26 protein-coding genes and 1 tRNA gene are annotated in these 23,785 nt (G+C 63.1%); 5 read left to right on the forward strand and 22 right to left on the reverse strand.

The features are described from left to right. The 16 genes from nuoL to VK804_RS00600 all read right to left on the reverse strand — a co-directional run. Positions 1-1,370, reverse strand: a 1,370-nt coding sequence (gene nuoL / locus VK804_RS00525) for an NADH-quinone oxidoreductase subunit L (RefSeq protein WP_325366582.1), incomplete at its 3' end; no start/stop codon positions are given. A gap of 7 nt (positions 1,371-1,377) precedes the next feature. Continuing rightward, positions 1,378-1,686, reverse strand: coding sequence for an NADH-quinone oxidoreductase subunit NuoK (gene nuoK / locus VK804_RS00530; RefSeq protein WP_325366584.1), 309 nt, complete (start codon positions 1,684-1,686; stop codon positions 1,378-1,380). Then, a complete protein-coding gene (locus VK804_RS00535; RefSeq protein ID WP_325366586.1) occupies positions 1,683-2,321 on the reverse strand; it encodes an NADH-quinone oxidoreductase subunit J in 639 nt (212 codons plus the stop codon). The genes nuoK and VK804_RS00535 overlap by 4 nt, the downstream gene beginning before the upstream one ends. A gap of 122 nt (positions 2,322-2,443) precedes the next feature. Beyond that, positions 2,444-2,938 (reverse strand): NADH-quinone oxidoreductase subunit NuoI, encoded by a 495-nt coding sequence (gene nuoI / locus VK804_RS00540; protein ID WP_325366588.1) that lies wholly within the window; start codon positions 2,936-2,938, stop codon positions 2,444-2,446. Positions 2,939-2,945: 7 nt separating this feature from the next. Further along, positions 2,946-4,016, reverse strand: a complete 1,071-nt coding sequence (gene nuoH, locus VK804_RS00545) for an NADH-quinone oxidoreductase subunit NuoH (protein ID WP_325366590.1) — start codon at positions 4,014-4,016, stop codon at positions 2,946-2,948. Positions 4,017-4,026: 10 nt separating this feature from the next. Beyond that, entirely contained in the window at positions 4,027-6,102 is a 2,076-nt protein-coding gene (gene nuoG, locus VK804_RS00550; RefSeq protein WP_325366592.1) for an NADH-quinone oxidoreductase subunit NuoG, read from the reverse strand. A gap of 7 nt (positions 6,103-6,109) precedes the next feature. Continuing rightward, positions 6,110-6,601 (reverse strand): hypothetical protein, encoded by a 492-nt coding sequence (locus VK804_RS00555; RefSeq protein WP_325366594.1) that lies wholly within the window; start codon positions 6,599-6,601, stop codon positions 6,110-6,112. 5 nt (positions 6,602-6,606) lie between these two features. Beyond that, positions 6,607-7,932, reverse strand: a complete 1,326-nt coding sequence (gene nuoF, locus VK804_RS00560; protein ID WP_325366596.1) for an NADH-quinone oxidoreductase subunit NuoF — start codon at positions 7,930-7,932, stop codon at positions 6,607-6,609. Positions 7,933-7,946: 14 nt separating this feature from the next. Then, positions 7,947-8,168, reverse strand: coding sequence for a hypothetical protein (locus tag VK804_RS00565; RefSeq protein WP_325366598.1), 222 nt, complete (start codon positions 8,166-8,168; stop codon positions 7,947-7,949). Further along, entirely contained in the window at positions 8,165-8,776 is a 612-nt protein-coding gene (gene nuoE / locus VK804_RS00570; protein WP_325366600.1) for an NADH-quinone oxidoreductase subunit NuoE, read from the reverse strand. Before nuoE ends, VK804_RS00565 begins: the two co-directional genes overlap by 4 nt. 14 nt (positions 8,777-8,790) lie before the next feature. Further along, positions 8,791-9,753, reverse strand: coding sequence for an FkbM family methyltransferase (locus VK804_RS00575; protein ID WP_325366745.1), 963 nt, complete (start codon positions 9,751-9,753; stop codon positions 8,791-8,793). Continuing rightward, entirely contained in the window at positions 9,753-10,943 is a 1,191-nt protein-coding gene (locus tag VK804_RS00580; RefSeq protein WP_325366602.1) for an NADH-quinone oxidoreductase subunit D, read from the reverse strand. Before VK804_RS00580 ends, VK804_RS00575 begins: the two co-directional genes overlap by 1 nt. A gap of 2 nt (positions 10,944-10,945) precedes the next feature. Beyond that, positions 10,946-11,554 carry an NADH-quinone oxidoreductase subunit C gene (locus tag VK804_RS00585; protein WP_325366604.1) on the reverse strand — a complete coding sequence of 203 codons (609 nt, stop codon included), beginning with the start codon at positions 11,552-11,554 and terminating at the stop codon, positions 10,946-10,948. After that, positions 11,551-11,802, reverse strand: a complete 252-nt coding sequence (locus VK804_RS00590) for a hypothetical protein (protein ID WP_325366606.1) — start codon at positions 11,800-11,802, stop codon at positions 11,551-11,553. Before VK804_RS00590 ends, VK804_RS00585 begins: the two co-directional genes overlap by 4 nt. 9 nt (positions 11,803-11,811) lie before the next feature. Continuing rightward, positions 11,812-12,402, reverse strand: coding sequence for a NuoB/complex I 20 kDa subunit family protein (locus VK804_RS00595; protein ID WP_414642690.1), 591 nt, complete (start codon positions 12,400-12,402; stop codon positions 11,812-11,814). Next, positions 12,372-12,737, reverse strand: coding sequence for an NADH-quinone oxidoreductase subunit A (locus VK804_RS00600; RefSeq protein ID WP_325366747.1), 366 nt, complete (start codon positions 12,735-12,737; stop codon positions 12,372-12,374). The genes VK804_RS00595 and VK804_RS00600 overlap by 31 nt, the downstream gene beginning before the upstream one ends. A gap of 218 nt (positions 12,738-12,955) precedes the next feature. Here VK804_RS00600 and VK804_RS00605 point away from each other — a divergent pair, with 218 nt between their 5' ends. Together VK804_RS00605 and VK804_RS00610 are read left to right on the forward strand one after the other, a co-directional pair. Further along, complete coding sequence (locus VK804_RS00605; RefSeq protein WP_325366610.1) at positions 12,956-14,146, forward strand: aromatic ring-hydroxylating dioxygenase subunit alpha; 1,191 nt, start codon at positions 12,956-12,958, stop codon at positions 14,144-14,146. A 44-nt stretch (positions 14,147-14,190) separates the two neighbouring features. After that, complete coding sequence (locus VK804_RS00610; protein ID WP_325366612.1) at positions 14,191-15,483, forward strand: MFS transporter; 1,293 nt, start codon at positions 14,191-14,193, stop codon at positions 15,481-15,483. 3 nt (positions 15,484-15,486) lie between these two features. On the opposite strand, the gene VK804_RS00615 is transcribed toward VK804_RS00610, so the two are convergent. Next, positions 15,487-16,500, reverse strand: a complete 1,014-nt coding sequence (locus VK804_RS00615) for a TRAP transporter substrate-binding protein (protein ID WP_325366614.1) — start codon at positions 16,498-16,500, stop codon at positions 15,487-15,489. A gap of 193 nt (positions 16,501-16,693) precedes the next feature. Between VK804_RS00615 and VK804_RS00620 the strand changes: the two genes are divergently transcribed. Continuing rightward, positions 16,694-16,888, forward strand: a complete 195-nt coding sequence (locus VK804_RS00620; protein ID WP_325366616.1) for a hypothetical protein — start codon at positions 16,694-16,696, stop codon at positions 16,886-16,888. 84 nt (positions 16,889-16,972) lie between these two features. On the opposite strand, the gene VK804_RS00625 is transcribed toward VK804_RS00620, so the two are convergent. The 4 genes from VK804_RS00625 to VK804_RS00640 all read right to left on the reverse strand — a co-directional run bounded on the left by VK804_RS00625 (position 16,973) and on the right by VK804_RS00640 (position 19,880). Further along, positions 16,973-17,935 carry a tripartite tricarboxylate transporter substrate binding protein gene (locus tag VK804_RS00625; RefSeq protein WP_325366618.1) on the reverse strand — a complete coding sequence of 321 codons (963 nt, stop codon included), beginning with the start codon at positions 17,933-17,935 and terminating at the stop codon, positions 16,973-16,975. 4 nt (positions 17,936-17,939) lie between these two features. Then, positions 17,940-18,743, reverse strand: a complete 804-nt coding sequence (locus tag VK804_RS00630; RefSeq protein WP_325366620.1) for an amidohydrolase family protein — start codon at positions 18,741-18,743, stop codon at positions 17,940-17,942. Positions 18,744-18,761: 18 nt separating this feature from the next. Continuing rightward, complete coding sequence (locus VK804_RS00635; RefSeq protein WP_325366621.1) at positions 18,762-19,712, reverse strand: Bug family tripartite tricarboxylate transporter substrate binding protein; 951 nt, start codon at positions 19,710-19,712, stop codon at positions 18,762-18,764. Between the two features lie 91 nt (positions 19,713-19,803). Beyond that, positions 19,804-19,880, reverse strand: a tRNA-Asp gene (locus tag VK804_RS00640). A gap of 228 nt (positions 19,881-20,108) precedes the next feature. On the opposite strand from VK804_RS00640, the gene VK804_RS00645 reads away from it, so the two are divergent. After that, positions 20,109-20,408: an HU family DNA-binding protein gene (locus tag VK804_RS00645; protein ID WP_079603451.1), complete on the forward strand. Its 300-nt coding sequence runs from the start codon at positions 20,109-20,111 to the stop codon at positions 20,406-20,408. 110 nt (positions 20,409-20,518) lie between these two features. After that, positions 20,519-21,769, forward strand: a complete 1,251-nt coding sequence (pepT, locus tag VK804_RS00650; RefSeq protein ID WP_325366750.1) for a peptidase T — start codon at positions 20,519-20,521, stop codon at positions 21,767-21,769. Positions 21,770-21,823: 54 nt separating this feature from the next. On the opposite strand, the gene VK804_RS00655 is transcribed toward pepT, so the two are convergent. Next, positions 21,824-23,644, reverse strand: coding sequence for a chloride channel protein (locus VK804_RS00655; protein WP_325366626.1), 1,821 nt, complete (start codon positions 23,642-23,644; stop codon positions 21,824-21,826). Between the last annotated feature and the right edge of the window lie 141 nt (positions 23,645-23,785).

Here is a 23,785-nt window from a genome sequence, read left to right on the forward strand (position 1 = left end):
TAGGCCGCCTCGATGATCGCGTCCTTCGAATAATAGCCGGCGGTGAAGGGAAAGCCGGTGAGCGCCAGCGTGCCGATCACCATCATCCAGAAGGTGAAGGGAATGACCTTCCTGAGGCCGCCCATGCGCCGCATGTCCTGCTCGTGATGCATGGCGGCAATCACGGAGCCCGAGCCGAGGAACAGAAGCGCCTTGAAGAAGGCGTGGGTGAAGAGATGGAAGATGCCGACCGAATAGGCCCCTGCTCCCATCGCCACGAACATGTAGCCAAGCTGCGAACAGGTCGAATAGGCCACGATGCGCTTGATGTCGTTCTGCACGAGGCCGACGGTCGCGGCGAAGAAGGCGGTGGTGGCGCCGATGAACATCACAAAGGCCTGCGCGTTGGGGGCGAGCTCGAACAGCGGCGACAGCCGCGCCACCATGAAGACGCCGGCGGTGACCATGGTCGCCGCATGGATCAGGGCGGAGACCGGCGTCGGACCTTCCATGGCGTCCGGCAGCCAGGTGTGCAGCAGGAACTGGGCGGACTTGCCCATCGCACCCATGAACAGCAGCAGACATACCAATGTCAGCGCGTCGGCGTGCCAGCCGAAAAAGTCGATGGTCTTGCCAGTCAGCCCCGGCGCACCGGCAAAAATGGTCTCGAAATCGATCGAGCCGATCAGCGCGAAAATCGCAAAAATGCCGAGCGCAAAGCCGAAATCGCCGACCCGGTTGACCACGAAGGCCTTGATCGCCGCTGCATTCGCCGACGGCTTCTGGTACCAGAAGCCGATCAGCAGGTAGCTCATGAGGCCGACGCCTTCCCAGCCGAAGAACAGCTGCACCAGATTGTCCGATGTCACCAGCATCAGCATCGCGAAGGTGAACAGGCTGAGGTAGCTGAAGAAGCGCGGCCGGTACGGGTCCTCGTCCATGTAACCGATCGAATAAAGATGCACCAGCGACGAGATGGTATTGACCACGACCAGCATCACCGCGGTCAGCGTATCGACCCGCAGCGCCCAGGCGACCTGCAGATCGCCCGAATTGATCCAGGGGAACAGCGCAATGCGGGCGTCGTGATGCAGGAAGCCCACATCGACCAGCACGAACCAGGATAGCCCCGCCGAAACGAACAACAGGCCGGTGGTGATCAATTCGGCCGCGCGCGAACCCGCCGCCGGCGGTTCGACCGCGTGATCGTCGTGACCATGATCGTCGGCATCGTCGTCATGGGCCTCTGAGGCATGCGCGTCGGCGCCATGGGCATCGTCGTGATGCTCCATGGTGTCGCCGCTGGGATTGCGCGCATGCGCCCCGAAAATGGAGATCAGGCCGGCGAGGATAGCGCCGATCAGCGGCAGAAAGACGATTGCCTGGATCATAAGCGCGCTAGCCCTTCATCATATTGACGTCTTCAACCGCGATCGAGCCGCGGTTGCGGAAATACACCACCAATATCGCCAGACCGATCGCCGTCTCCGCCGCGGCCACCGTGAGCACCAACAGCGCGAACACCTGGCCGACGATGTCGCCGAGGAAAGTCGAGAACGCCACCAGGTTGATATTGACCGCGAGCAGGATCAATTCGACCGACATCAGGATGATGATGATGTTCTTGCGGTTGAGAAAGATGCCGAGGATGCCGAGCGTGAACACGATCGCGCCGACCGCAAGATAATGTCCGAGACCGATCGTCATTGCACCCACTCCGGCGCGTCCGCGTCCTGCAGGCCCTGGCCGGAGGCCACCTTGCGCACGCTCATCGCGATCTCCGGCGTCCGCGCGTTCTGTACGTTGATGTCCTGCCGCTTGACACTGGCCTTGTGGCGCAAGGTCAGCACGATGGCGCCGATCATCGCCACCAGCAGCACCATGCCGGCGATCTGGAAGTAATAGATATATTTCGTATAGAGCACGAGGCCGAGCGCCTCGGTGTTGCTGACATTGGCCGGAATCGCCGCAGTGATCGATTTGGCAATGCCGGGGTTGATCGTCCAGACCGCGACGGTCAGGAGCAGTTCGAACAGGAAAATCCCGCCGATCACCAGACCGACCGGCAGGTACTCGATAAAGCCCTCGCGCAGTTCGGTGAAGTCGACATCCAGCATCATGATCACGAACAGGAACATGGTCGCGACCGCGCCGACATAAACGAAGATGAGAACCATCCCCAGGAATTCCGCCCCCATCAGGATGAAAAGACCCGACGCGTTGACGAAGGCGAGGATCAGAAACAGCACGGAGTGCACGGGATTGCGCGACACAATCACCATCACCGCCGAGGCGACGCAGACGCCGGCGAACAGATAGAAGAACAGCGCGGCAAGGATCATCGTGAATTCCCCGTCATTCCGGGATGGTCCGAAGGACCAGACCCGGAATCTCGAGATTCCGGGTTCGCGCTGCGCGCGCCCCGGAATGACGTATGGGTATGGGATACGATCATGCCCTCACCTCACCGGTACGGCGCGTCGAGTTCGATCGATTTCGCAAGTTCGCGCTCCCAGCGGTCGCCATTGGCGAGCAGTTTGGCCTTGTCATAGTAGAGTTCCTCGCGCGTCTCGGTCGCGAATTCGAAATTCGGCCCCTCGACGATGGCATCGACCGGACAAGCCTCCTGGCACAGCCCGCAATAGATGCATTTCACCATGTCGATGTCGTAACGCACGGTGCGGCGGGTGCCGTCGTTGCGGCGCGGGCCGGCCTCGATGGTGATGGCCTGCGCCGGGCAGATCGCCTCGCACAGCTTGCAGGCGATGCAGCGCTCCTCGCCATTGGGGTAGCGGCGCAGCGCGTGCTCGCCGCGGAAGCGCGGCGAGATCGGCCCCTTCTCGAATGGATAATTCAGCGTCGACTTCGGCTTGAAGAAATAGCGCATGGCGAGAAAGAACGCCGATACGAATTCCGTCAGCAGAAGCGAGCGCGCGGTGGCGTTGATGTTGACACTCATGGCGACCTCATTGCGGCGCGATGCCAGCGAAATGCAGCACGCCGGCGACGACAACCACCATCGCCAGCGACAGCGGCAGGAACACCTTCCAGCCGAGCCGCATCAACTGGTCGTAGCGGTAGCGCGGCACCATCGCCTTCGCCATCGCAAACATGAAGAACATGAAAAATACCTTGAGCGCGAACCAGATCACCCCGGGCACCCAGGTGAACGGCGCTACCGCGATCGGCGGCAGCCAGCCGCCGAGGAACAGGATGGTTGCCATCGCGCACATCGTGGTGATCGCGACATATTCGCCGAGCATGAACAGCAGATACGGGGTCGAGCCGTATTCGACCATGAAACCCGCGACCAGTTCGGATTCGGCTTCCACCAGGTCGAACGGCGGCCGGTTGGTTTCCGCCAGCGCCGAGACGTAGAACACCACGAACATCGGGAACAGCGGCCAGACGTACCAGTTCAGGATGGTCAGCTTGGGCAGGCCGATCAGGCTGGCGAAGCCATGGGTATTTTGGGCCTCGACCACGGCGGAGAGATTGAGCGAGCCGGCGCAAAGCAGCACCGTGATAATGACAAAACCGATCGAGACCTCGTAGCTGACCATCTGCGCCGCCGAGCGAAGCGCGGCCAGGAACGGGTATTTCGAGTTCGACGACCAGCCGGCCATGATGATGCCGTAGATCGACAGCGAGGAGATCGCGAAGATGTACAGCACGCCGACATTGATGTCGGAGATCACCCAGCCGAGATTCATCGGAATCACCGCCCAGGCCGCGAGCGCCAGCACGCAGGATACCAATGGCGCCAGCAGGAACACGCCCTTGTTGGCGCCGGAGGGGATGATCGGCTCCTTCAGCACGAATTTGAGAAGATCGGCAAAGGACTGGAACAGGCCAAAGGGGCCGACGACATTGGGGCCGCGCCTGATCTGCACCGCCGCCCAGATCTTGCGGTCGGCGAGCAGGATGTAGGCGATCGCGATCAACAGCACGACAAGCAGCAGCAGGCTTTCGGCAACCATGACGATCAGCGGCCAGAGGAAGCCGGTCCAGAACGCGCTTGCGAAGAATCCATCCATCAGGTCACGCTCACTCCGCTGCCGTCAGCATCTGCCCGGAGGCCAGCTTCGAGCATTCCGCCATCACCGCCGAGGCGCGCGCGATGGGGTTGGTCAGATAGAAATCCTCGACCGAGGATTTGAACGGCGTCTTCTCGACGCTGCCGCCGCGGCCCGCGATCGTGCCGATGCCGGCGGCGTTGCCGGCCTCGATGGCGTCGACGCGCATCAGATGCGGGGCGACCTTGAACAACACCTGGCGCAGCGCGGCAAGCGAATCGTAGGACAGCTTCTTGCCCAGCACATCCGACAGCGCGCGGATGATCGCCCAGTCCTCGCGCGCTTCCCCCGGAGGAAAGCCGGCGCGGTTGGCGATCTGCACCCGGCCCTCGGTATTGACGAAGATGCCGGATTTCTCGGTGTAGGCCGCGCCCGGCAGAATGACGTCGGCACGATGCGCGCCATGGTCGCCATGGGTGCCGATATAGACGACGAACGTGCCGTCCGGGACTTTGGTCTCGTCGGCGCCGAGCAGGAACAGGACATCGAGCGTGCCGAACGTCGTCATCTGCGCCGCGCTCAAGCCGCCCGCGCCGCCGGCAAAGCCGATATCGAGCGCGCCGACCCGGGAGGCCGTATCGTGCAGCACTGCAAAACCGTTCCAGCCGTCCTTGAGCGCGCCGACATCGGTGGCGATTTTCGCCGCAAGCGCCAGCACCGCCACCCCGTCATACCGAGCGGCAGCACCAGATCCGACCAGCACGATCGGGTGTTTCGCGCCCTTCAGGACATCCGCGAACGAATGCTTGCCGCCTGCGAGCTCGGTGAGTGAATCCGTGCCCGCGCCGAGATAATCGTAGCCGTAGGTGTGGTCCGCGTTGGCGCCGATCAGGCCGATCTTGAGTTGGCCGGTCCGCCAGCGCTTGCGGATGCGTGCGTTGAGGACGGCAGCCTCCTTCCGCGGATTCGAACCGATGATCAGGAGCGCATCGGCCTGGTCGATGCCGGCAATGGTGGGATTGAAGAGGTAGGAGGCGCGACCGGCCTTGGGATCGAAGGCGTCGCCGCCCTGCACGGCGAGGTTGACCGAGCCGTATTTCGAAAGCAGGTCCTTCAGCGCGAACATCTCCTCCACCGCGGCGAGATCGCCTGATATGGCCCCGATCCGCTTGCCGTCGCTGCGGGCCATCTTCGCCGCAATCGCCTCGAAGGCCTGCGGCCATGACGCGGGGCGGAGCTGGCCGTTCTCCCTGATGTACGGCCGGTCGAGCCGCTGGGTGCGCAGGCCGTCGACGACATGGCGGGTCTTGTCGGAAATCCATTCCTCGTTCACCGCCTCGTTGACGCGCGGCAAAATCCGCATCACCTCGCGGCCACGGGTGTCGACCCGGATCGCGGAACCTACGCCGTCCATCACGTCGATCGACTGGGTCTTGCCAAGCTCCCAGGGCCGTGCGGCAAACGCGTAGGGCTTTGAGGTCAGTGCGCCGACCGGGCAGATGTCGACCAGGTTACCCTGCAGCTCCGAGGTCAGCGCCGACTCCAGATAAGTCGTGATCTCCATGTCCTCGCCGCGGCCGGTGGCGCCCATCTCCGGCGCGCCGCAGACTTCGGCGGAAAAACGGACGCAGCGGGTGCACTGGATGCAGCGGTTCATCGAGGTCTTGACCAGCGCGCCCAGATATTTGTCCTCGACCGCGCGCTTGTTTTCGGCAAAGCGCGAGGCGTCGGCGCCGTAACCCATCGCCTGATCCTGCAGGTCGCACTCGCCCCCCTGATCGCAGATCGGGCAATCCAGCGGATGGTTGATCAGCAAGAATTCCATCACGCCTTCGCGCGCCTTCTTCACCATCGGCGATTTGGTGGAGATTTCCGGCGGCTCGCCCTTCGGACCGGGACGGCAATCGCGCACGCCCCAGGCGCAGCTTGCGACCGGCTTCGGGCCGCCCTTGATCTCGACCAGGCACATCCGGCAATTGCCGGCGATCGACAGCCGCTCATGGTAGCAGAAGCGCGGAATTTCGGCGCCCGCGGCCTCGCACGCCTGCAGCAGCGTGTACTCCGGGGGAACATCGATCTCTTTGCCATCGACGATGAGTTTGGTCATAGCGGTCTCAGGTCTTTCCCAGCTTGCAGTCGGGCGGTGTGACGCTGGCAGTCTTCAGGGATGCCTTCACCCATTGCTGGGTATCGACAGAGTAGGTTTCGAGATAGGCCGGCTCTGCCTTGTATTTCTCGCACAGGAACGGCAGATGCGGCTTTAGGTCGTAGTCGCAGGACGCAACCCATTCGCGCTTGTCGGCGAAGGCCGCGGTCGCCTCCTCACATGCATAGAGGAAGTAGGACACAAAGCTCTCGTACTGAACCTGCTCGTCGTGGCTGCCGGCCTTGATCGCATCGTAGTCCGGCGCCGCGAATTTTGGATTCTTGAACGCCAGGTCGGTGTAGCCGAGAAAAACCTGCCGAGCGCTGACCGCGCGGCTGTTGGAGCGGAGCTCGTTGATCTGGAACAGGATCGCAACGAAGCCGAGCAGCGCCACGGACGCCTGCGCCATCTGCGCCAGCGTCCCGTATTTCTGCCACCAAAGAATGCCCGGTTGCGACATCGTCCCTACTCCGCCGCGACCATGTGCGCAGGATCCAGGATGCCGGCATCGTCGATATCGGCTTTGCGTGAATATTCGTCGATGCGCTCCTCGATCTCGTGACGGAAATGCGCGATCAGGCCCTGGATCGGCCAGGCCGCGGCGTCGCCGAGCGCGCAGATGGTGTGACCCTCGACCTGTTTTGTCACTTCCAGCAGCATGTCGATCTCGCGCTTGTGGGCGCGGCCTTCGGCCATCCGCGTCAGCACCCGCCACATCCAGCCCGTACCTTCGCGGCAGGGCGTGCACTGGCCGCAGCTCTCATGCTTGTAGAAATAGGAGATGCGCGCGATCGCCCGGATCAGGTCGGTCGACTTGTCCATGACGATGACGGCGGCGGTGCCGAGGCCGGAGCGCAGTTTTCCCAGGCTGTCGAAATCCATCGGGGTGTCGATGATCAATTCGGCCGGCACCATGCGCACCGACGAGCCGCCGGGGATGACCGCCTTGAGATTGTCCCAGCCGCCGCGGACGCCGCCGCAATGCCGCTCGATCAGCTCGCGGAACGGAATGCCCATGGCTTCTTCGACATTGCAGGGCCGCTCGACATGGCCGGAAATGCAGAACAGCTTGGTGCCGACATTGTTGGGCCGGCCGATGGCGGCGAACCACGCGGCGCCGCGGCGCAGGATATCGGGAGCGACCGCGATCGACTCGACGTTGTTCACCGTGGTCGGGCAGCCATAGAGACCGACATTGGCCGGGAATGGCGGCTTCAGCCGCGGCTGGCCCTTCTTGCCTTCGAGGCTTTCCAGTAGCGCCGTTTCCTCCCCGCAGATATAGGCGCCGGCGCCATGCGTCACGTAGAGGTCGAACGGCCAGCCGTTGAGGTTGTCCTTGCCGATCAGCTTGGCCTCATAGGCCTGATCGACCGCGGCCTGCAGGTGCTCGCGCTCCCGGATGAATTCGCCGCGCACATAAATGTAGCAGGCATGCGCGCCCATCGCGAAGCTCGCCAGCAGGCAGCCCTCGACCAGGAGATGCGGATCGTGCCGCATGATCTCGCGGTCCTTGCAGGTGCCGGGCTCGGACTCGTCGGCATTGACGACGAGATAGCTCGGCCGGCCGTCGGTGGATTCCTTGGGCATGAACGACCATTTCAGGCCGGTCGGAAAGCCGGCTCCGCCGCGCCCGCGCAAGCCGGAGGCCTTCATCTCGTTGATGACCCAGTCGCGGCCCTTGTCGATGATCGCTTTCGTGCCGTCCCAGGCGCCGCGGTGGCGCGCGCCTTCGAGGCCCCAGTCCTGGAGGCCGTAGAGATTCCTGAAGATGCGGTCCTTGTCGTCGAGCATAACGGAAAACTTCCCTAGGGTGCGCGATTGGACTGCATGTAGGCCAGCCCCGCGGCGCATCCGCCGAAGGTCACCGCCCACAACAGGCTCGATTCAAGCGAGGCACTCAGCGCGTAACGCTGCAGCAGGAAAAAGAACGCTGCGGCGACAGCGGCGTGCAAAGCGATATAACCCCAGCGCTTCATTGCCACGGTGCTCCCCGGCCCTGCCGCCTGCGATGTTCGACCAAGCTTCATGTGGTTTCCTTCAGCGTGGTCGGACCGCCGACGGGGGCGGAAAACTGCCGGTTGATTTGCGGTCCCGGCTTCGGCGGATTACCGGCGGCAAAGCCGTCCAGCACCTTGCCGAAGCTCTCCTTGGTCAGGTCCTCGTAGGTGTCCTTCCAGATCAGCACCATCGGCGCATTCACGCAGGCGCCGAGGCATTCGACTTCCTCCCAGCTGAAATTGCCGTCTTTCGACAGATGGAAGGGATCGTGATGGATGCGGCTCTGACACACCTGAATGAGATCGGCAGCGCCGCGGAGCCGGCACGGCGTGGTGCCGCAGACCTGGACATGCGCCTTCTTGCCGACCGGCTCCAGCTGGAACATCGTATAGAAGGTCGCAATCTCCAGCATCCGGATATGGGGCATGTCGAGCAGATCGGCGACGACCCGGATCGCCGCTTCCGAAACCCAGCCCTCGTGCTGTTCCTGGACCCGCCACAGGATCGCGATCGCGGCAGAAGCCTGGCGGCCGGCCGGATATTTCGCCATTTCGTTTTTCGCCCAGGCGAGGTTTTCCGCCGAGAACGTGAAGTTCGCGGGCTGCATTTCCTTCGGTGCGAGGCGGCGGACAGACATAATCGTTCAGTCTCTCATTGCATGCGGCGTGCGGCGTTTGCGTTCAGCGCGTTGATCCGGTCTTGCCAGAACGCGCTTGCGGTGCCGAACACGTTGTAACCGACGTGGGATGAAACCTTGATGCGGTCGAGGATCGAAAGCTCGGTGACCGTCTCCAGGCGATTGCTGCGCGGATCGTAGACGATCAATTTGAGCGGGGTCTGTTCGAGGATGTAGCGCGAAACGGTGTGATGCGGATCGTTGCCGTGCTCCTCGCACAACAACACGCTGTCGGCTTGCAAGAGCCGCGTGCCGCCCTTGATCGCCTCGACCTCGACACCCTCGACGTCGAGCTTGATGAGGAATTTCCCGCCGGCCGAAACCTTGCCGTCGTCGAGCAGATTGTCGAGCGCGATCACCGGCACGTCCTCGCCGCCGACAGCGGCGCCGCCGGCGATGCTGAACGCCTCGTGCTTGGTGCCGGACAGCCGCGCGGTGCCCCGCGCGGCGCCAATGGCGCATTTCATCAGTTCGAAGCGGTTGCCGTTGATGGCGGCGTTGTTGGCAAGCTTGGCGAAATTCTGGGACGACGGCTCGATCGCGATCGCCCTGTGCGAACCATAAGGCGCGCTCGAAACCAGCACCGACCAGTAACCGAAATTGGCGCCGCAATCGATCAGCGTGTAATCCACCGAGACGGAATCACGGAACAGGAATTCCAGTTCGTCCTCATACGAATAAGACCGGTTGAGCAGCTTGCTCCAGTAACCGTCGCCATAAGGGAATTCGAACGTCGCGTCCGCATTGAGTTTGATCGCGATATCGCGCTCGGACAGCGTCTTGCGCAGCAGGTTGGCGCAGTGGTTGTAGCCGCGATGCGAAAAATGCGACGATATTTTCGAGCCCGTCGCCAGCGCCAGCGCAGCCGTCCGCTCCCACAGGTTGGCGCCCTCGAGCGAACCCGAAGCGCGGTCGAACTGGATGGGCGGCAGAGCGATCACCGATCGACCTCTCCGAACACGATATCGAGCGAACCGAGGATGGCGGAAACGTCGGCCAGCAGATGGCCGCGGCAGATGTGATCCATCGCCTGCAGATGCGCGAAACCCGGCGCGCGGATCTTGCACTTGTAGGGCTTGTTGCTGCCGTCGGCGACGAGGTAGACGCCGAACTCGCCCTTCGGCGCCTCGACCGCGGCGTAGACCTCGCCTTCCGGGACGTGAAAACCCTCGGTGTAGAGCTTGAAGTGGTGGATCAGCGCTTCCATCGAGCGCTTCATCTCGCCCCGGCGCGGCGGGAAGATCTTGTTATCCTCGATCGCGACCGGCCCCTGCCCATCGGCGGCGCGAAGTTTTGCAATGCACTGCTTCATGATGCGCACGGACTGGCGCATCTCCTCCATGCGGATCAGATAGCGGTCGTAGCAGTCGCCGTTCTTGCCGATCGGGATGTCGAAATCCATCTCGGCATAGCATTCGTAAGGCTGCGCCTTGCGCAGATCCCAGGCCGCGCCGGAGCCGCGCACCATCACGCCTGAAAAACCCCACTCCCAGGCTTCCTTGAGCGGGACCACGCCGATGTCGACATTGCGCTGCTTGAAGATGCGATTTCCCGTCAGCAGCCGGTCGAGATCGTCGACCACCGATAGGAACGGGTCGCACCAGGCCTCGATATCGTCGATCAGTTTTGGCGGCAGGTCCTGGTGCACGCCGCCGACGCGGAAATAGGCCGCGTGCATCCGCGAGCCGGAGGCGCGCTCGTAAAACACCATCAGCTTTTCGCGCTCTTCAAAGCCCCATAGCGGCGGGGTCAGCGCGCCGACGTCCATCGCCTGCGTCGTGACATTGAGCAGGTGCGACAGGATGCGGCCGATCTCGCAATAGAGCACCCGGATCAGTTGCCCGCGCCGCGGCACCTCGATGCCCAAGAGCTTTTCCGCGGCGAGACAGAAGGCGTGTTCCTGGTTCATCGGCGCGACATAATCGAGCCGGTCGAAATACGGGATGGCCTGCAGATAGGTCTTCTGCTCGATCAGTTTTTCGGTGCCGCGATGCAAGAGACCGATATGCGGATCGACGCGCGCCACGACCTCACCATCGAGCTCCAACACGAGACGAAGCACGCCATGCGCAGCCGGATGCTGAGGCCCAAAATTGATCGTAAAATTACGAAGATTCTGCTCGTTCATGGTCAGACCTTCGGTCCCGCCTTCTCATCGCCGGGCAGCATCGGGTAGTCCGCCCCCTCCCATGGCGAGAGAAAATCGAAGTTGCGGAATTCCTGGTTCAAGCGGACGGGCTCATACAACACCCGCTTTTCCTGGTCGTCGTAGCGCACCTCGACGAAGCCCGTGAGCGGGAAATCCTTGCGCAAGGGATGGCCGTCGAAGCCGTAGTCGGTCAGCAGTCGCCGCATGTCGGGATGGCCGGTGAAGATCACGCCGTAGAGATCGTAGCATTCGCGCTCGAACCAGTCGGTGCCCGGAAATACCTCGATGATCGACGGCACCTGCGTGGTCTCGTCGGCCGCGACCCGCAACCGAATGCGCGTGTTCAGCGTCGGCGACAGCAGGTGATAGATCACCTCAAAACGTTTTTCGCGACCGGGATAATCCACCGCCGTCACATCGGTGAAGCTGACAAAACGACAACCGGGATCATCGCGCAGGAAACGCACGACATCGACGATCTTGTCTGCGTGCACTCCTAGCGTTAGCTGATCGAACGCCACAGCATGCTCCGTCACAGCATCAGGCAGCGCCGCCTTGATCGTCTCACCGAGCTCATCGAGCTTGCTCACTTGTGGCCCTCTAACTCTCGCACCTTCGTTTCGAGAGCTTCGATACGCTCCTCGAATTCACCGGTCACGAGCTTACTGAGGAGGGTGTCGGCAGTTAATGCTTGCCGAAAGCTTCTCTGCGAGTTCTCTACCCCGCCCAATCGCTTGTCGAGAGTCAGAATCAATGCCCTTGTTCGCTCATGTTCCGCCAGATCTTCGGCGCGCATTTCGCGGAGCAGCGGCACGATCATGTCTGCGGGATCAGTCATGGGCCTCTCTTAGCGTTCGATGGTTCCGGTGCGCCGGATTTTCTTCTGCAGCAGCAAGATGCCGTACAGCAGCGCCTCCGCCGTCGGCGGACAGCCGGGCACGTAGACATCGATGGGCACGATGCGGTCGCAGCCGCGCACCACCGAGTAGGAATAGTGATAATAGCCGCCGCCATTGGCGCACGACCCCATCGAGATCACATAGCGCGGCTCCGGCATCTGGTCGTAGACCTTGCGCAGCGCCGGCGCCATCTTGTTGGTCAGCGTGCCCGCCACGATCATGACGTCGGACTGCCTGGGCGAGGCGCGCGGCGCAAATCCGAAGCGCTCGACGTCGTAGCGGGGCATCGACACCTGCATCATCTCGACCGCGCAGCAGGCGAGACCGAAGGTCATCCACATCAGCGAACCCGTGCGCGCCCAGGTGATCAGGTCATCGGCCGCGGCGACGAAAAAACCCTTGTCGGACAGTTCGTGATTGACCTCGAGGAAATAGGGGTCATTGGCGCCGACCGGCCTGCCGGTCGAGGGGTCGAGAATGCCGGTCGTGGCGGGTGCTACAGCGGGGCTCAATCCCATTCGAGCGCGCCTTTCTTCCATTCATAGGCAAAGCCGACGGTGAGCACGGCCAGGAACACCACCATCGACCAGAAGCCGGTTGCCCCCAGCTTCCCGAACGCCACCGCCCATGGGAACAGGAATGCCACTTCGAGATCAAAGATAATGAACAGGATGGCCACCAGGTAGAAGCGGACGTCGAATTTCATGCGGGCATCGTCGAATGCGTTGAATCCGCATTCATAGGCGGACAGCTTCTCCGGATCTGGCTGTTGGAACGCGACCACGAAGGGTGCGATCAGGAGCACCAAACCGATCAGGCCCGCGACCCCGATAAACACCACAAGTGGAAGGTAATTCTGAAGGATGCCGGTCATCGGCGCTGCCTTTTCCTGCGGGCACAAGACAGCCGCAGATTCGTTAACGGGGAACATTCCGAGGCTTAGCGCAGCGCAACAAGGGGCGCAAGACAAGCTATTTTGACGGCTTCGCCAGCCCCCTATTTCTTTGCGCATTGACCTTCCCCCTGCCCGAAGTCCAATTTGACCGCAGTCACCGACAACGGCCGGCAAGGCCGGAAGTGGAGGAAGCGCCGATGAACATCACCCAGCGGGATCGCGATCTCGGCACCGCTTATGCCATGCGGCCGTCCGTCAGCCGGACCGAACTGACCGCGGTCGGCCGCGGCACGCCGATGGGGGAACTGCTGCGCCGCTACTGGCACCCGATCGGCCTCTCCGCCGACGCCGCCGACATTCCCCGAAAGGTCCGGGCATTGGCCGAGGACCTCATCCTGTTCCGCGACAGGCATGGCCGGCCCGGTCTCCTGCACGCGCGCTGCTGCCATCGCGGTACCACCCTCTATTATGGCAAGGTGGAGGAGGACGGCATCCGCTGCTGCTACCACGGCTGGAAATTCGACACCGAAGGCAACTGCCTGGAGCAGCCCTGCGAACCCGACGGCGGCCAGTTCAGGGACAAGGTGCGCCAGCCCTGGTATCCCCTGCAGGAGCGCTACGGGCTGATCTTCGCCTATATGGGACCACCGGAGAAAAAACCGGTGCTGCCACGCTACGAAGCCCTGGAAAAGATGGACGACGGCGAGTTCGTCGAGGCCGACGATACCTCGATCGGCGGCGGCGGACCGGCCGTCATCCCCTGCAACTGGCTGCAGCATTTCGAAAACGTGGTCGATCCCTACCACGTTCCGGTGCTGCACGGCTCCTTCAGCGGTCCCCAATTCACCAACATGATGGCCTCGATGCCCGAGGTGAAGTTCGAGATGTCGCCGCGCGGCGTCACGGTGCGCTCGATCCGCAACCAGGACGAGGGCAAGATCTTCTATCGGGTGACGGAAGCCGCGCTGCCTACCCTGCGCGTGGTGCCCAATCCGCGGGTCGCGCAATTCGCCCGCGTCGAGTCGATCGGCTGGACATTGCCGATCGACGACACTTCTTTCCGCATCTACGTCGCCGGCCGGGTCAAGGCGCGCGGCGATATCGGGCGGATGCGCTCGAAATTCAACGGCAAATTCTGGTGGGACATGACGGAAGCCGAACACCAGCAATTTCCCGGCGATTACGAGGCCCAGGTCGGCCAGGGGCCGGTGACGCTGCATTCGGAGGAGCATTTCGGCCAGAGCGACCGCGGCATCCTGATGATCCGGCGCATGCTGGGCGATCAACTCGAGGCGGTCGCCGCGGGGCGCGATCCGATCGGCGTCTCGTTCGACCAGAGTGCGCCGCCGGTCGAATTCGAGGCCGGAAATTTCATTCGCGAGGCCTGACTGCGGGCCGGCTCAAAATAAAAAACTAATCCTGGGGGAAGACCATGGTCGATTTTGCGCCGCAGGCGGTCGCGCAGGCCGACACAGCCGCAAGGCCGTCCAACCGTCGATACTATGTGCTGGGGCTTCTGACCATCGTCTATGCGCTGAATTTTCTCGACCGCACCATTTTCAACGTGCTGATCGAGCCGATCAAAAAGGAATTTTCGCTCAGCGATACCACCATGGGCCTGCTCGCGGGCTTCGGTTTCGTCTTGTTCTATTCGCTGCTCGGCATCCCCATTGCGCGCATCGCCGACCGGCTCAACCGGCGCAATATCGTGGCGCTGGCGTTCGCGTTCTGGAGCGCGATGACGTTTGTGTGCGGCATGGCCTCGAGTGTGGGCAGCCTGGCGCTGGCCAGGATCGGCGTCGGGATCGGGGAATCCGCCGGCACCCCCGCCTCGCAATCGATGATCGCCGATCTCTTCGACAAGAACGAGCGCCCACGCGCGCTCGGCGTCTACGCCATCGGCACCTATCTCGGGGTGTTTCTGGGCTATTTTCTCGGCGGCTATATCAACCAGCACTACGGCTGGCGGATGGCGTTCTTCACCGCCGGCCTGCCCGGCATTGCGCTGGCCGCGATCCTGTGGCTGACGATTTCCGAACCAGTGCGCGGCGCCCACGCCGAAACCTTCGCGCCCGAGCCGATCGGACCGACGCTCGGCTTTCTCACCTCGCAAAAGACTTTCGTCATCATGCTGATCGGCTTTTGCCTGACCACCTATACCAACTACGCCACCGCCGCCTGGATCCCGCCATTCCTGGCGCGGGTGCATCACCTGACGAGCGCCGAGATCGGCACCTATGCCGGCACCTTCAAGGGCCTGTTCGGCATGGCGGGCACGCTGGTCGGCGGCCTCGTGGTGGCGCAGATCAGCCGGCGCGACGACCGCTGGAAGCTGTGGGCGCCGGCGATCACCTCGGGCCTCGCCGGACCGGTGTTCGCAGTGTGCATGCTGACGCCGGATTTTGCGACCATGGTCGCGGCGCTGGCGGCGACTTCGTTCCTGGTCGGGTTCCATCTCGGGCCGATCTTCGCCATCGCGCAGACGGTGCCACGCCCCAGCATGCGGGCGCTGGCGTCAGCCATCATCCTTTTGACCGCAACCTGTTTCGGCCAGGGCGTCGGCCCGCTGGCTGTCGGCATGATCAACGACGCGTTGAAGAACGATTACGGCGCCGACGCCGTGCGCTACTCGCTGTTGTCGGCCGCCGTCACCACCACGCTCGGCGCGCTGTTGTTCGTGTGGGCGGCGGCCTCGATCCGCGCCGACATCAAGCGGGCGACCTGAAGCTCAGGTCAGCGGCCCCGTGTATTTCTCCAGCATCGCCCAAGCCTCCGCGCCATAGGTCTTCTGCCACTGGGTGTAGAAGCCGGCCTTCACCAGGGCCGCCCTGAACTGCACCGGGTCGGGCTTGTTGAAGATCATGCCTTTGCCGGTCAGTTCGGCCTGCAGCGAGCGGTCCATCTCGAGCAGATCGGCGCGCTCCTTGACGGCGGCGGCATCGAATTCTCGGTTGAGGAGTTCCAACAGGTCGGCCGGCAGGCTCGCCAGTGCCCGGCGGTTGGCGACGATCCAGTAGCCGCTCCAGCAGTGGTTCGACAGCGCGCAATATTTCTGCACTTCGTACAGCTTGCCGGTCGAGACCTGCGCCAGCGGGTTTTCCTGCCCCTCGACGATGTGGGTCTGTAGCGCCGAGTAGAGTTCGCTGTAACTGATGCTTGAAGGCAGCGCCCCTAACCCGCTGAACAGAGAGGTCAATAGCGCCGTGACGGGAACGCGGATCTTGAAGCCCCGGAGGTCTTCGACGCTGTTGAGCTGCCGGCTCGACGACGAGGTGATCTGCCGAAAACCGTTGTCCCACATCTTCCCGGTCGGGACGAGCCCGGCCTTGCCGATGGCGTCGCGGACGACATCGCCGACGCCGCCGTCCATCGCCGCCCATACCTGGTCGTAGGAGGCGAAGGCAAACCCGATGCTCGGCAGCCCCGACAGCGGCACCAGGGTCGATAGCGTCATGCTGGGCGCGGCCAGTAATTCGATACCGCCGGCGCGGACCTGCGACAGCATCTCGGGATCGCCGCCGAGTTGGCTGTTGGGAAATACCGTGACGTTCAGCCGGCCGGACGATTGCGCCCCGATGGCCCGGGCGGCCTCCGTCAATCGAACCGTCAGGGGGTGGTTATCCGGGGTGTTGACGCCGAGTTTGAACTCGAACTCGGCCGCGGCGCCGGCCGGCTTGCCGAGGAAGGAGGCCGCCAGGGAGGCCGATGCCGACCCGAGCAGGCCCCTGCGGGTTATTTTCATTTTTCTTGCCTCCCAGGCGCGTTGGCGCGCCCGACGGCAGTTTCCTTCGAACCGCCGCCCTCCGCAAGGTCGCTGGCCAACTGCATTTCCGGCCCGACGAAACCATTTTGGGGAACCCACGAAACCACCCGGAAACAAACTGGGGGTACTCCTAACGCCAACAAAGCGGCGAGAAGTCCGCTTGGAGGCTCAGATGAACCATTCAATTCATTCATTGGATCGCAGTACCCACCTGAAAATCGTGGTTCTGGCGTTAGTCGCCGGTATCGCAGTGGCGGCTTTTGGAATTTCGGCTCGCAGCAACGCGGATTACACGCAGACGGCGCATGTCATTAAAGCCGGCAAACCGGTGGTCGTGACCAGTTCGGATGCGATGGTCATTCGCTAAGGCGAATTTGACCACAGGGAATAAGCTGACGGCCGCCTCCGGGCGGCCTTTGCTTTTTGGAAAATGTGGCTCCGGCAAGCGGCCTCATTGCAACCTGATATTGGCGGCCTTGGCGAGTTCGCGCCATTGCGGAATTTCGCGTGCGATCAGTGCGGCGAGTTCGGCCGGCGTGCCGCCGACCGGATCGACGCCGTCGCGCTGCAGCCGCGCGACGATGTCGGGTGCACGCGCGGCCCTGGCGCTGGCAGCGGCGAGCCGGTCGATGATGGCTTGGGGCGTGCCGGCCGGCGCCATGATGGCGATCCAGAGGATGCCCTCATAGCCCGGCAACCCCATCTCGGCGATCGTCGGCACCTCGGGCATCAGGCTGGAGCGGTGCGAGCTCGCGATGCCGAGCATGCGCAGCTTGCCGGCCTGAACGTGCCCATTCGAGGTAGCGTAGGTATCGAGCTTGATCTGCACCACGCCGGCGAGCAGATCGGTCATGGCCGGTGCCGCGCCGCGATAGGGAATGTGGGTGACCACGACGCCGATCCGCCGCAGCAGCAATTCCATCGTCAGATGCGGCAGCGTGCCGATGCCCGCTGAGGCGTAGTTGAGCTTGCCGGGATTGGCTTTGGCATAGGCGACCAACTCGGGAAAAGTCGCAAATGGCGCGCTCGCGTAGCTCACCAGCACCTCCGGCACTTCGGCGATCACGGAGACCGGGACCAGATCCTTCTCGGTGTCGTAAGGCAACGACGCTTGCAGCGCCGCGTTGATGGTGAGGTTCGGCGTGGCGAGAAGCAGCGTGTAGCCGTCCGGCGGCGATTTCGCCACTGCGTCGGTTGCGATGATGCCGCCGGCGCCGGACTTGTTCTCGATGATGAAGGGTTGGCCGAGATCGTCGGACATTTTTGCCGTCACGGCGCGGGCGACGATGTCGACGGCGCCGCCGGCCGGGAACGGCAGCAGCAGGCGGATCGGCCGCTCCGGATATTCGGCGAAGCTCGCACTTGCGCCGGCAAGCCACAGCGCCAATGCCAGCACGATGCGAACGGGGCCCATCGGGCTATTCGCCGTTGAAGTAGAGATCGCGCGCGGTTGCGCCAAAAATCTTTGCGCGCGCGGTCGCGTCGGGAATGGCATCGATCAGCCAGTCGATGGTGGCTTGATAGGGGAAATGGCCCTCATGGCCGACAAACGGGCAGTCGCTCGCCCATACCAGCCGATCGGGGCCGGCGACGCGGACAAGCTCGCGCGCATACTCCGCAGCCTTTGGCCCGAGCCGGTAGCCGCCGGACACTTTCACCCAGGTGCGCCCCTTGTCGATCGAGCGCAGCAGCGCCTTGAAGCCGTCGCTGTTGATCCCCGATTTCGGATCGGGGCGGCCGAGATGGTCGACCACGATCTTGACACCGGAGGCTTCCAGGACGGGGAGGATTTTCGGCAGGTCCTCGCCCTCGACATGGGGATGTACGTGCCAGTCGAGATCGGCGAGGCGGCGAAACAGCGCGCGATATTCGAAGGTCGTGACATCGGGGAGTTTGGGCAGGCCGATGAAGGGCAGCCGCACGCCGACGAAACCGTCACGGCCCATCGCCTCCAGCGCATATCGTTCCACCGGGCGATTGAAAATCGCGGTGCCGCGCAGGCGTGCGGGGTGGGCGCGCAGCGCGGTCAGGATGTAATCGTTGTAATCGCCCCACGGGCTGGCGGCGGCGATCACGGCGCGATCGACGCCATTGTTGTCGAGGGTCGCGATCAGCTCCTCGTGGGTGAAGCTGTATGTCGGCGCATGGCGCGGATTGTCGATCAGCGGCATGTCCGAGGTGAAGACATGGACGTGGGCGTCGATCTTGAAACTGTCGGGCATGGGGACTCCGCTCATTGTTCATTGCGGCGCGAGACCGGCCTTCTTCACCACGGCGGCCCACATGTCGACATCGGATTTGAGCCGCGTGCCGAGTTCCTCCGGCGGCCCGGCGACCGGCTCGCCGCCGAGCTCGATCATGCGCTTGCTGAAGTCGCCATCGCCGATGATCGCGCGGATCTGGCCGTTCAGGAAGGCGATGACGTCGCCCGGCGTGCCGGCCGGCGCCATCAACGAGTTCCAGCCGTCGACCGCGGCATCGACGCCGCTCTCGCGCAAGGTCGGCACATCGGGCTGCATCGGCGAACGCCTGGCGCCTGAGGAAGCGATGGCGCGGACCTGCCCGGCATCGATCGCCGACTTCAGCGCGGCGTAGGATTCGATGCCGACCTGGATATCGCCCCGGAGCAGCGAAGTCAGGACCTCCGCGGAGGTGCGGTGCGGCACCACCGTCATCGGAATGCCCGTGGTCGTGCGCAGCAGTTCGCCGGTCACGTTCTGGGTGCTGCCGGGACTGATGGTGCCGACGTTGAATTTCTGCGGATCGGCGCGGGCGGCCTCCAGCGCATCCTTCAGCGTGCGCATCGGCGAGTCAGACCGTACCAGCAGCAACAGGTCGAACTGCGCCATGGTGGAGATCGGCGCGAACGCGGTGAGCGGGTCGAACGGAATGGATTTCAGCAGCGACTTCGACAGCGCGATGCCGCTGGAGAACACGAACAGGGTGTAGCCGTCAGGCGCCGCCGAGACGACGGTATTGGCAGCGGTGATTCCGCCGGCACCTGGACGGTTCTCGATTACTGTTTGGGCGCCGGTGCGCTCGGTGAGCTTCTGCGCCAGCAGACGGACCGTGATATCGGCGAAGCCGCCCGGCCCGAACGGCACGACGATGCGGATCGGCCGGTTGGGGTAAGGCGTCTCTGCATCCGCCGGCACAATCGATGCCGCGCCGAGCGCAAGCGCGATCAGCATACTCGCGAATTGACCGGCGATCCGAAGTCGGATCGTGGCCTTTCGGCAACCAAATCGCGCAGGGAAATGAGGTGCTAAGTCCTTGAAATGATGGCGCGAGAGACGGGACTCGAACCCGCGGCCTCCGCCGTGACAGGGCGGCGCTCTAACCAACTGAGCTACTCCCGCGGATTTCTCAAATCAGGTGTGATCCGCACAGGAGGGAGGACTTAAAGGCGCGCCTTGTTTTAGTCAAGGATGTTCCGAATCCTCCCGTCAGTCAGGCCTTTTTGCGGTGTCGATGCAAATAATAGGCTGTTTATCGGCGAAACAGCATAGTCAGCAGCCCCCCGAATCGTTTAAGGCCTGATACGTCTTAGGTTCCTAAGCCATGATCAACAACGAGGAGGGCCAAATATGGCGAAGAAGGCAGCGACCCCGACCACCGTCACGCTCAAGCATCTCGCAGCGGCAATCGCCGAGGACCAGGAATTGTCCAAGAAGCAGGCCGAAGCGATCCTGAACGATCTGGTCGCCCGGGTCACCAAGCACCTGAAGAAGGGCGAGCGCATCCGCATCGTCGGTCTCGGCATCCTGCAGGTGCGCAAGCGCGCCGCCCGCATGGGCCGCAACCCCGCCACCGGCGAGGCGATCCACATCAAGGCGAGCAAGAAGGTTGCGTTCCGCGCGGCCAAGGAGCTCAAGGAAGCCGTCTGACAAGACAGCTTTCGTTCCGAAACTCTGCGTCATTCCGGCACGGGTACGCGGCCCCGCCGGGATGACGCTTGTTCCGTTGTTTCTGGTCTTCCCGAGTGAGCGCGGTATTGATTGTGTCCATCGCCTTCACCCACACCGTCACCGAGCGCTTGCTGCGCTATGTGGTGATCGACACCCAGTCGGACCCTGCCTCGCCGACCTGCCCGTCCACCGAGAAGCAAAAGAATCTGGGCCGGCTGCTCGCCACTGAGCTGCAGGCGATGGGATTGGCCGACGCCCATCTCGACGACTACGGCTACGTCTATGCGACCATTCCGGCGAACACCGACAAGAAAGTCCCGGTGATCTGCTTCTGCTCGCACATGGACACCTCCCCCGACTGCACCGGCAAGGACGTCAAGCCGCAGATCGTCAAGAATTATCGCGGCGGCGACATTGTGCTGCCAGGCGATCCCTCGCAAATCATCCGCGCCGCCGAGCATCCCGCGCTGGCCGACCAGATCGGCAACGACATCATCACCACCGACGGCACCACACTCTTGGGCGCCGACAACAAGGCCGGGCTTGCTGAGATCATGGATGCCGCGCAATTCCTCATCAGCCATCCCGAGATCAAGCACGGCACGATAAAAATCCTGTTCACGCCGGACGAGGAGATCGGCCGCGGCGTCGACAAGGCCGACCTGAAGAAGCTCGCTGCCGATTTCGCCTATACCATCGATGGCGAATCCGCCGGCACCATCGAGGACGAGACCTTCTCCGCCGACGGCGCCACGATTTCGATCGAGGGCGTCTCCACCCATCCCGGTTTTGCCAAGGGCAAGATGGAGCATGCGATCAAGATCGCCTCGGCCATCGTCGATCGACTGCCCAGGGATACCTGCTCGCCGGAAACCACCGAGGGCAAACAGGGCTTTCTGCATCCGATCGCGATCTCCGGCGCGCTGGAGAAGGCTGTGCTCAGTTTCATCGTGCGCGATTTCACCGATGAGGGCCTCGAGGAAAAAGAACAGCTGCTGGAAGGCATCGTCAAGGACGTGATGAAATCCTATCCGCGCTCGACCTATCGGCTCGAGGTCAAGCCGCAATACCGCAACATGAAGCAGGTAATCGACCGCCATCCGGAGATCATCGACTACGCCATGGAGGCGATCCGCCGCGCCGGCCTGAAGCCGATCAAATCCTCGATCCGCGGCGGCACCGACGGCTCGCGGCTGTCGTTCATGGGACTGCCCTGCCCCAACATTTTCGCCGGCGAACACGCCTTCCATTCGCGGCTGGAATGGGTCAGCCGGCAGGACATGGAAAAGGCGGTGCAGACCATCGTGCATCTGGCGATGATCTGGGAAGAGCGGGCGTAGCGGCGCGGGCAACCGGTCTGCGGAAGTCGCTCTATTGGCGTCCCAATCCGAAAATCAATCCTCGTAGCTATCGATCACCGCATCGGCAATCGCGCGCTTCGTGATGATTCCGACGATGTCGCGCACGCGCGGACGATGGGCGCCGCGAAAGATGATCGCCGCGCCGGAGCGGTGGCGCTTCAATCTCGCGAATACCAGGCTGAGCAGGTCCTGATCGCGGCAGATCACCATGCGTTCTTCGACGAAGCGCTCGACCAGGAGATCAGGTTTGGTCCGCGATTCCAGCCACAGCCCCGAGCGCGGCGGAATCAGTCCGACGATCCGCCCCTCGCGTTCGACCACGATTGCCCGCAAATCATCGGTATCTTCGGCGATCATGGCGTCGTTCAAGGTCGTACCGGCCTTCGCCACGATGAAACGCCGCTCCATGACGTCCTGCGCCTGCTTGACGAGGTAGAGATTGATGTGGCGCTCCTTCGGGATGCGGTGGCCACGGTGGCGCAGCTTGATGGTGTAGATCGTCTCGTTGACCAGCGCGCGCCTGACGCCGGCGGCGAGCGCGACCGCGATAATGACGGGAACGATGATGGCGTAATCACGCGTCATCTCGAACACCATGACGATCGCCGTCATGACGCCGCCGGTACCGGCGCCGACCATCGCCGCCATGCCGATGATCGCAGCCGACGGCACGGCAAGGCCGGCGTGGGGCAGAAACGATCCGGCAGCGGCGGCGAAGGCCGCTCCCAGCGTGGCCCCGAGGTAAAGCGAGGGCGAGAAGATGCCGCCGGATGCACCGCAGCCGAGACTGACCGTGGTCGCAACCATCTTCAGCAGGAACAACAGGGCCAGGAGTCCGGCGGCCGTCAATTTCTGATCGAGGATCGCCTGGATCACCGAATAGCCGACGCCGTCGACATAGGAGTGCCCGAATGCGCGGGTCAGAACCACCATCATCAGCCCGATCACGGCCATGCCCAGGATATTCTGCGTGTATTCATTTCCCGGCAGCTTGGGGAAACCGTCCTCCATGATGACGAGCAGGCGAATGAAGGCCCACGCCGCCACGCCGCAGAGGATGCCGAGCAGCACGAAGGCGATCGCCTCCTGCATCCCGAACGTACCGGCCAGCGAGAACTGGATGTCCGAAACCGCAAACGCCGGATCCGGGCCGATCAACACCCGCCCGATTGTGGTCGCAGCGCCCGTTGCAACGACGACGGGAAGGAATGTCCGGTTGGAGACTTCGGGCAGGAGGATCTCGAGCGCGAACAGCACGCCGCCGAGGGGCGTATTGAATGTCGCGGCGATCCCTGCCCCGGCGCCCGCCGACAACAGGGTTATCTTCTGCCAGGTCGACAGCCGGATCACCTGCGCGAAGGCCGAGCCCAACGCCGAACCGATCTGGATGATCGGGCCTTCGCGGCCGACCGCCGCGCCGCTGCCGATCGAGAGCGCGGAGGCCAGCGCTTTGACGATCGCGACCTTGCCGCGGATATTGCCGCGCTTGTAGAACACCGCATCCATGACTTCGGGAACGCCGTGGCCCTTGGCCTCCGGCGCGAAGTGCTTGACCAGATAGACAACGATGACGCCGCCGATGATCGGCGAGAGGAACACCCGGTCACCGAACCGGCTCGGCGCCTCCGCGATATTGGCATCGTAGAAAAAGCTGAGCCTGCCGTTATAGAAGGCGTTGTGCACGAACGCGATCAGGGCCCGGAAGGCGACCGCGCCAAGGCCCGTCAACATCCCGATCACGAGCGCCAGTGCGCACAGCGTCAGAAGACTGACCTTCCTCTCGTCTTTCGATTTCGGTTCCTGGATCCCGGGCAACCCCGGGGCTTTGGAGGGGGAGGCAGTCAGTTCGCTCATCGGGCTGGATGCACACGGTCATTGTTCGTGATGCGATGGCAAACAATATCCGCAAAGCCGCAGGGTGTCGATTGCGGTCTCGTCTTTGCGGCGGCCATGACGCGCTTGCAGATTTTGTATGCAGAAATATCCGGCAATGGC

It is taken from the genome of Bradyrhizobium sp. (assembly GCF_035484855.1).
In the GTDB taxonomy this organism is placed as follows: Bacteria; Pseudomonadota; Alphaproteobacteria; order Rhizobiales; family Xanthobacteraceae; genus Bradyrhizobium.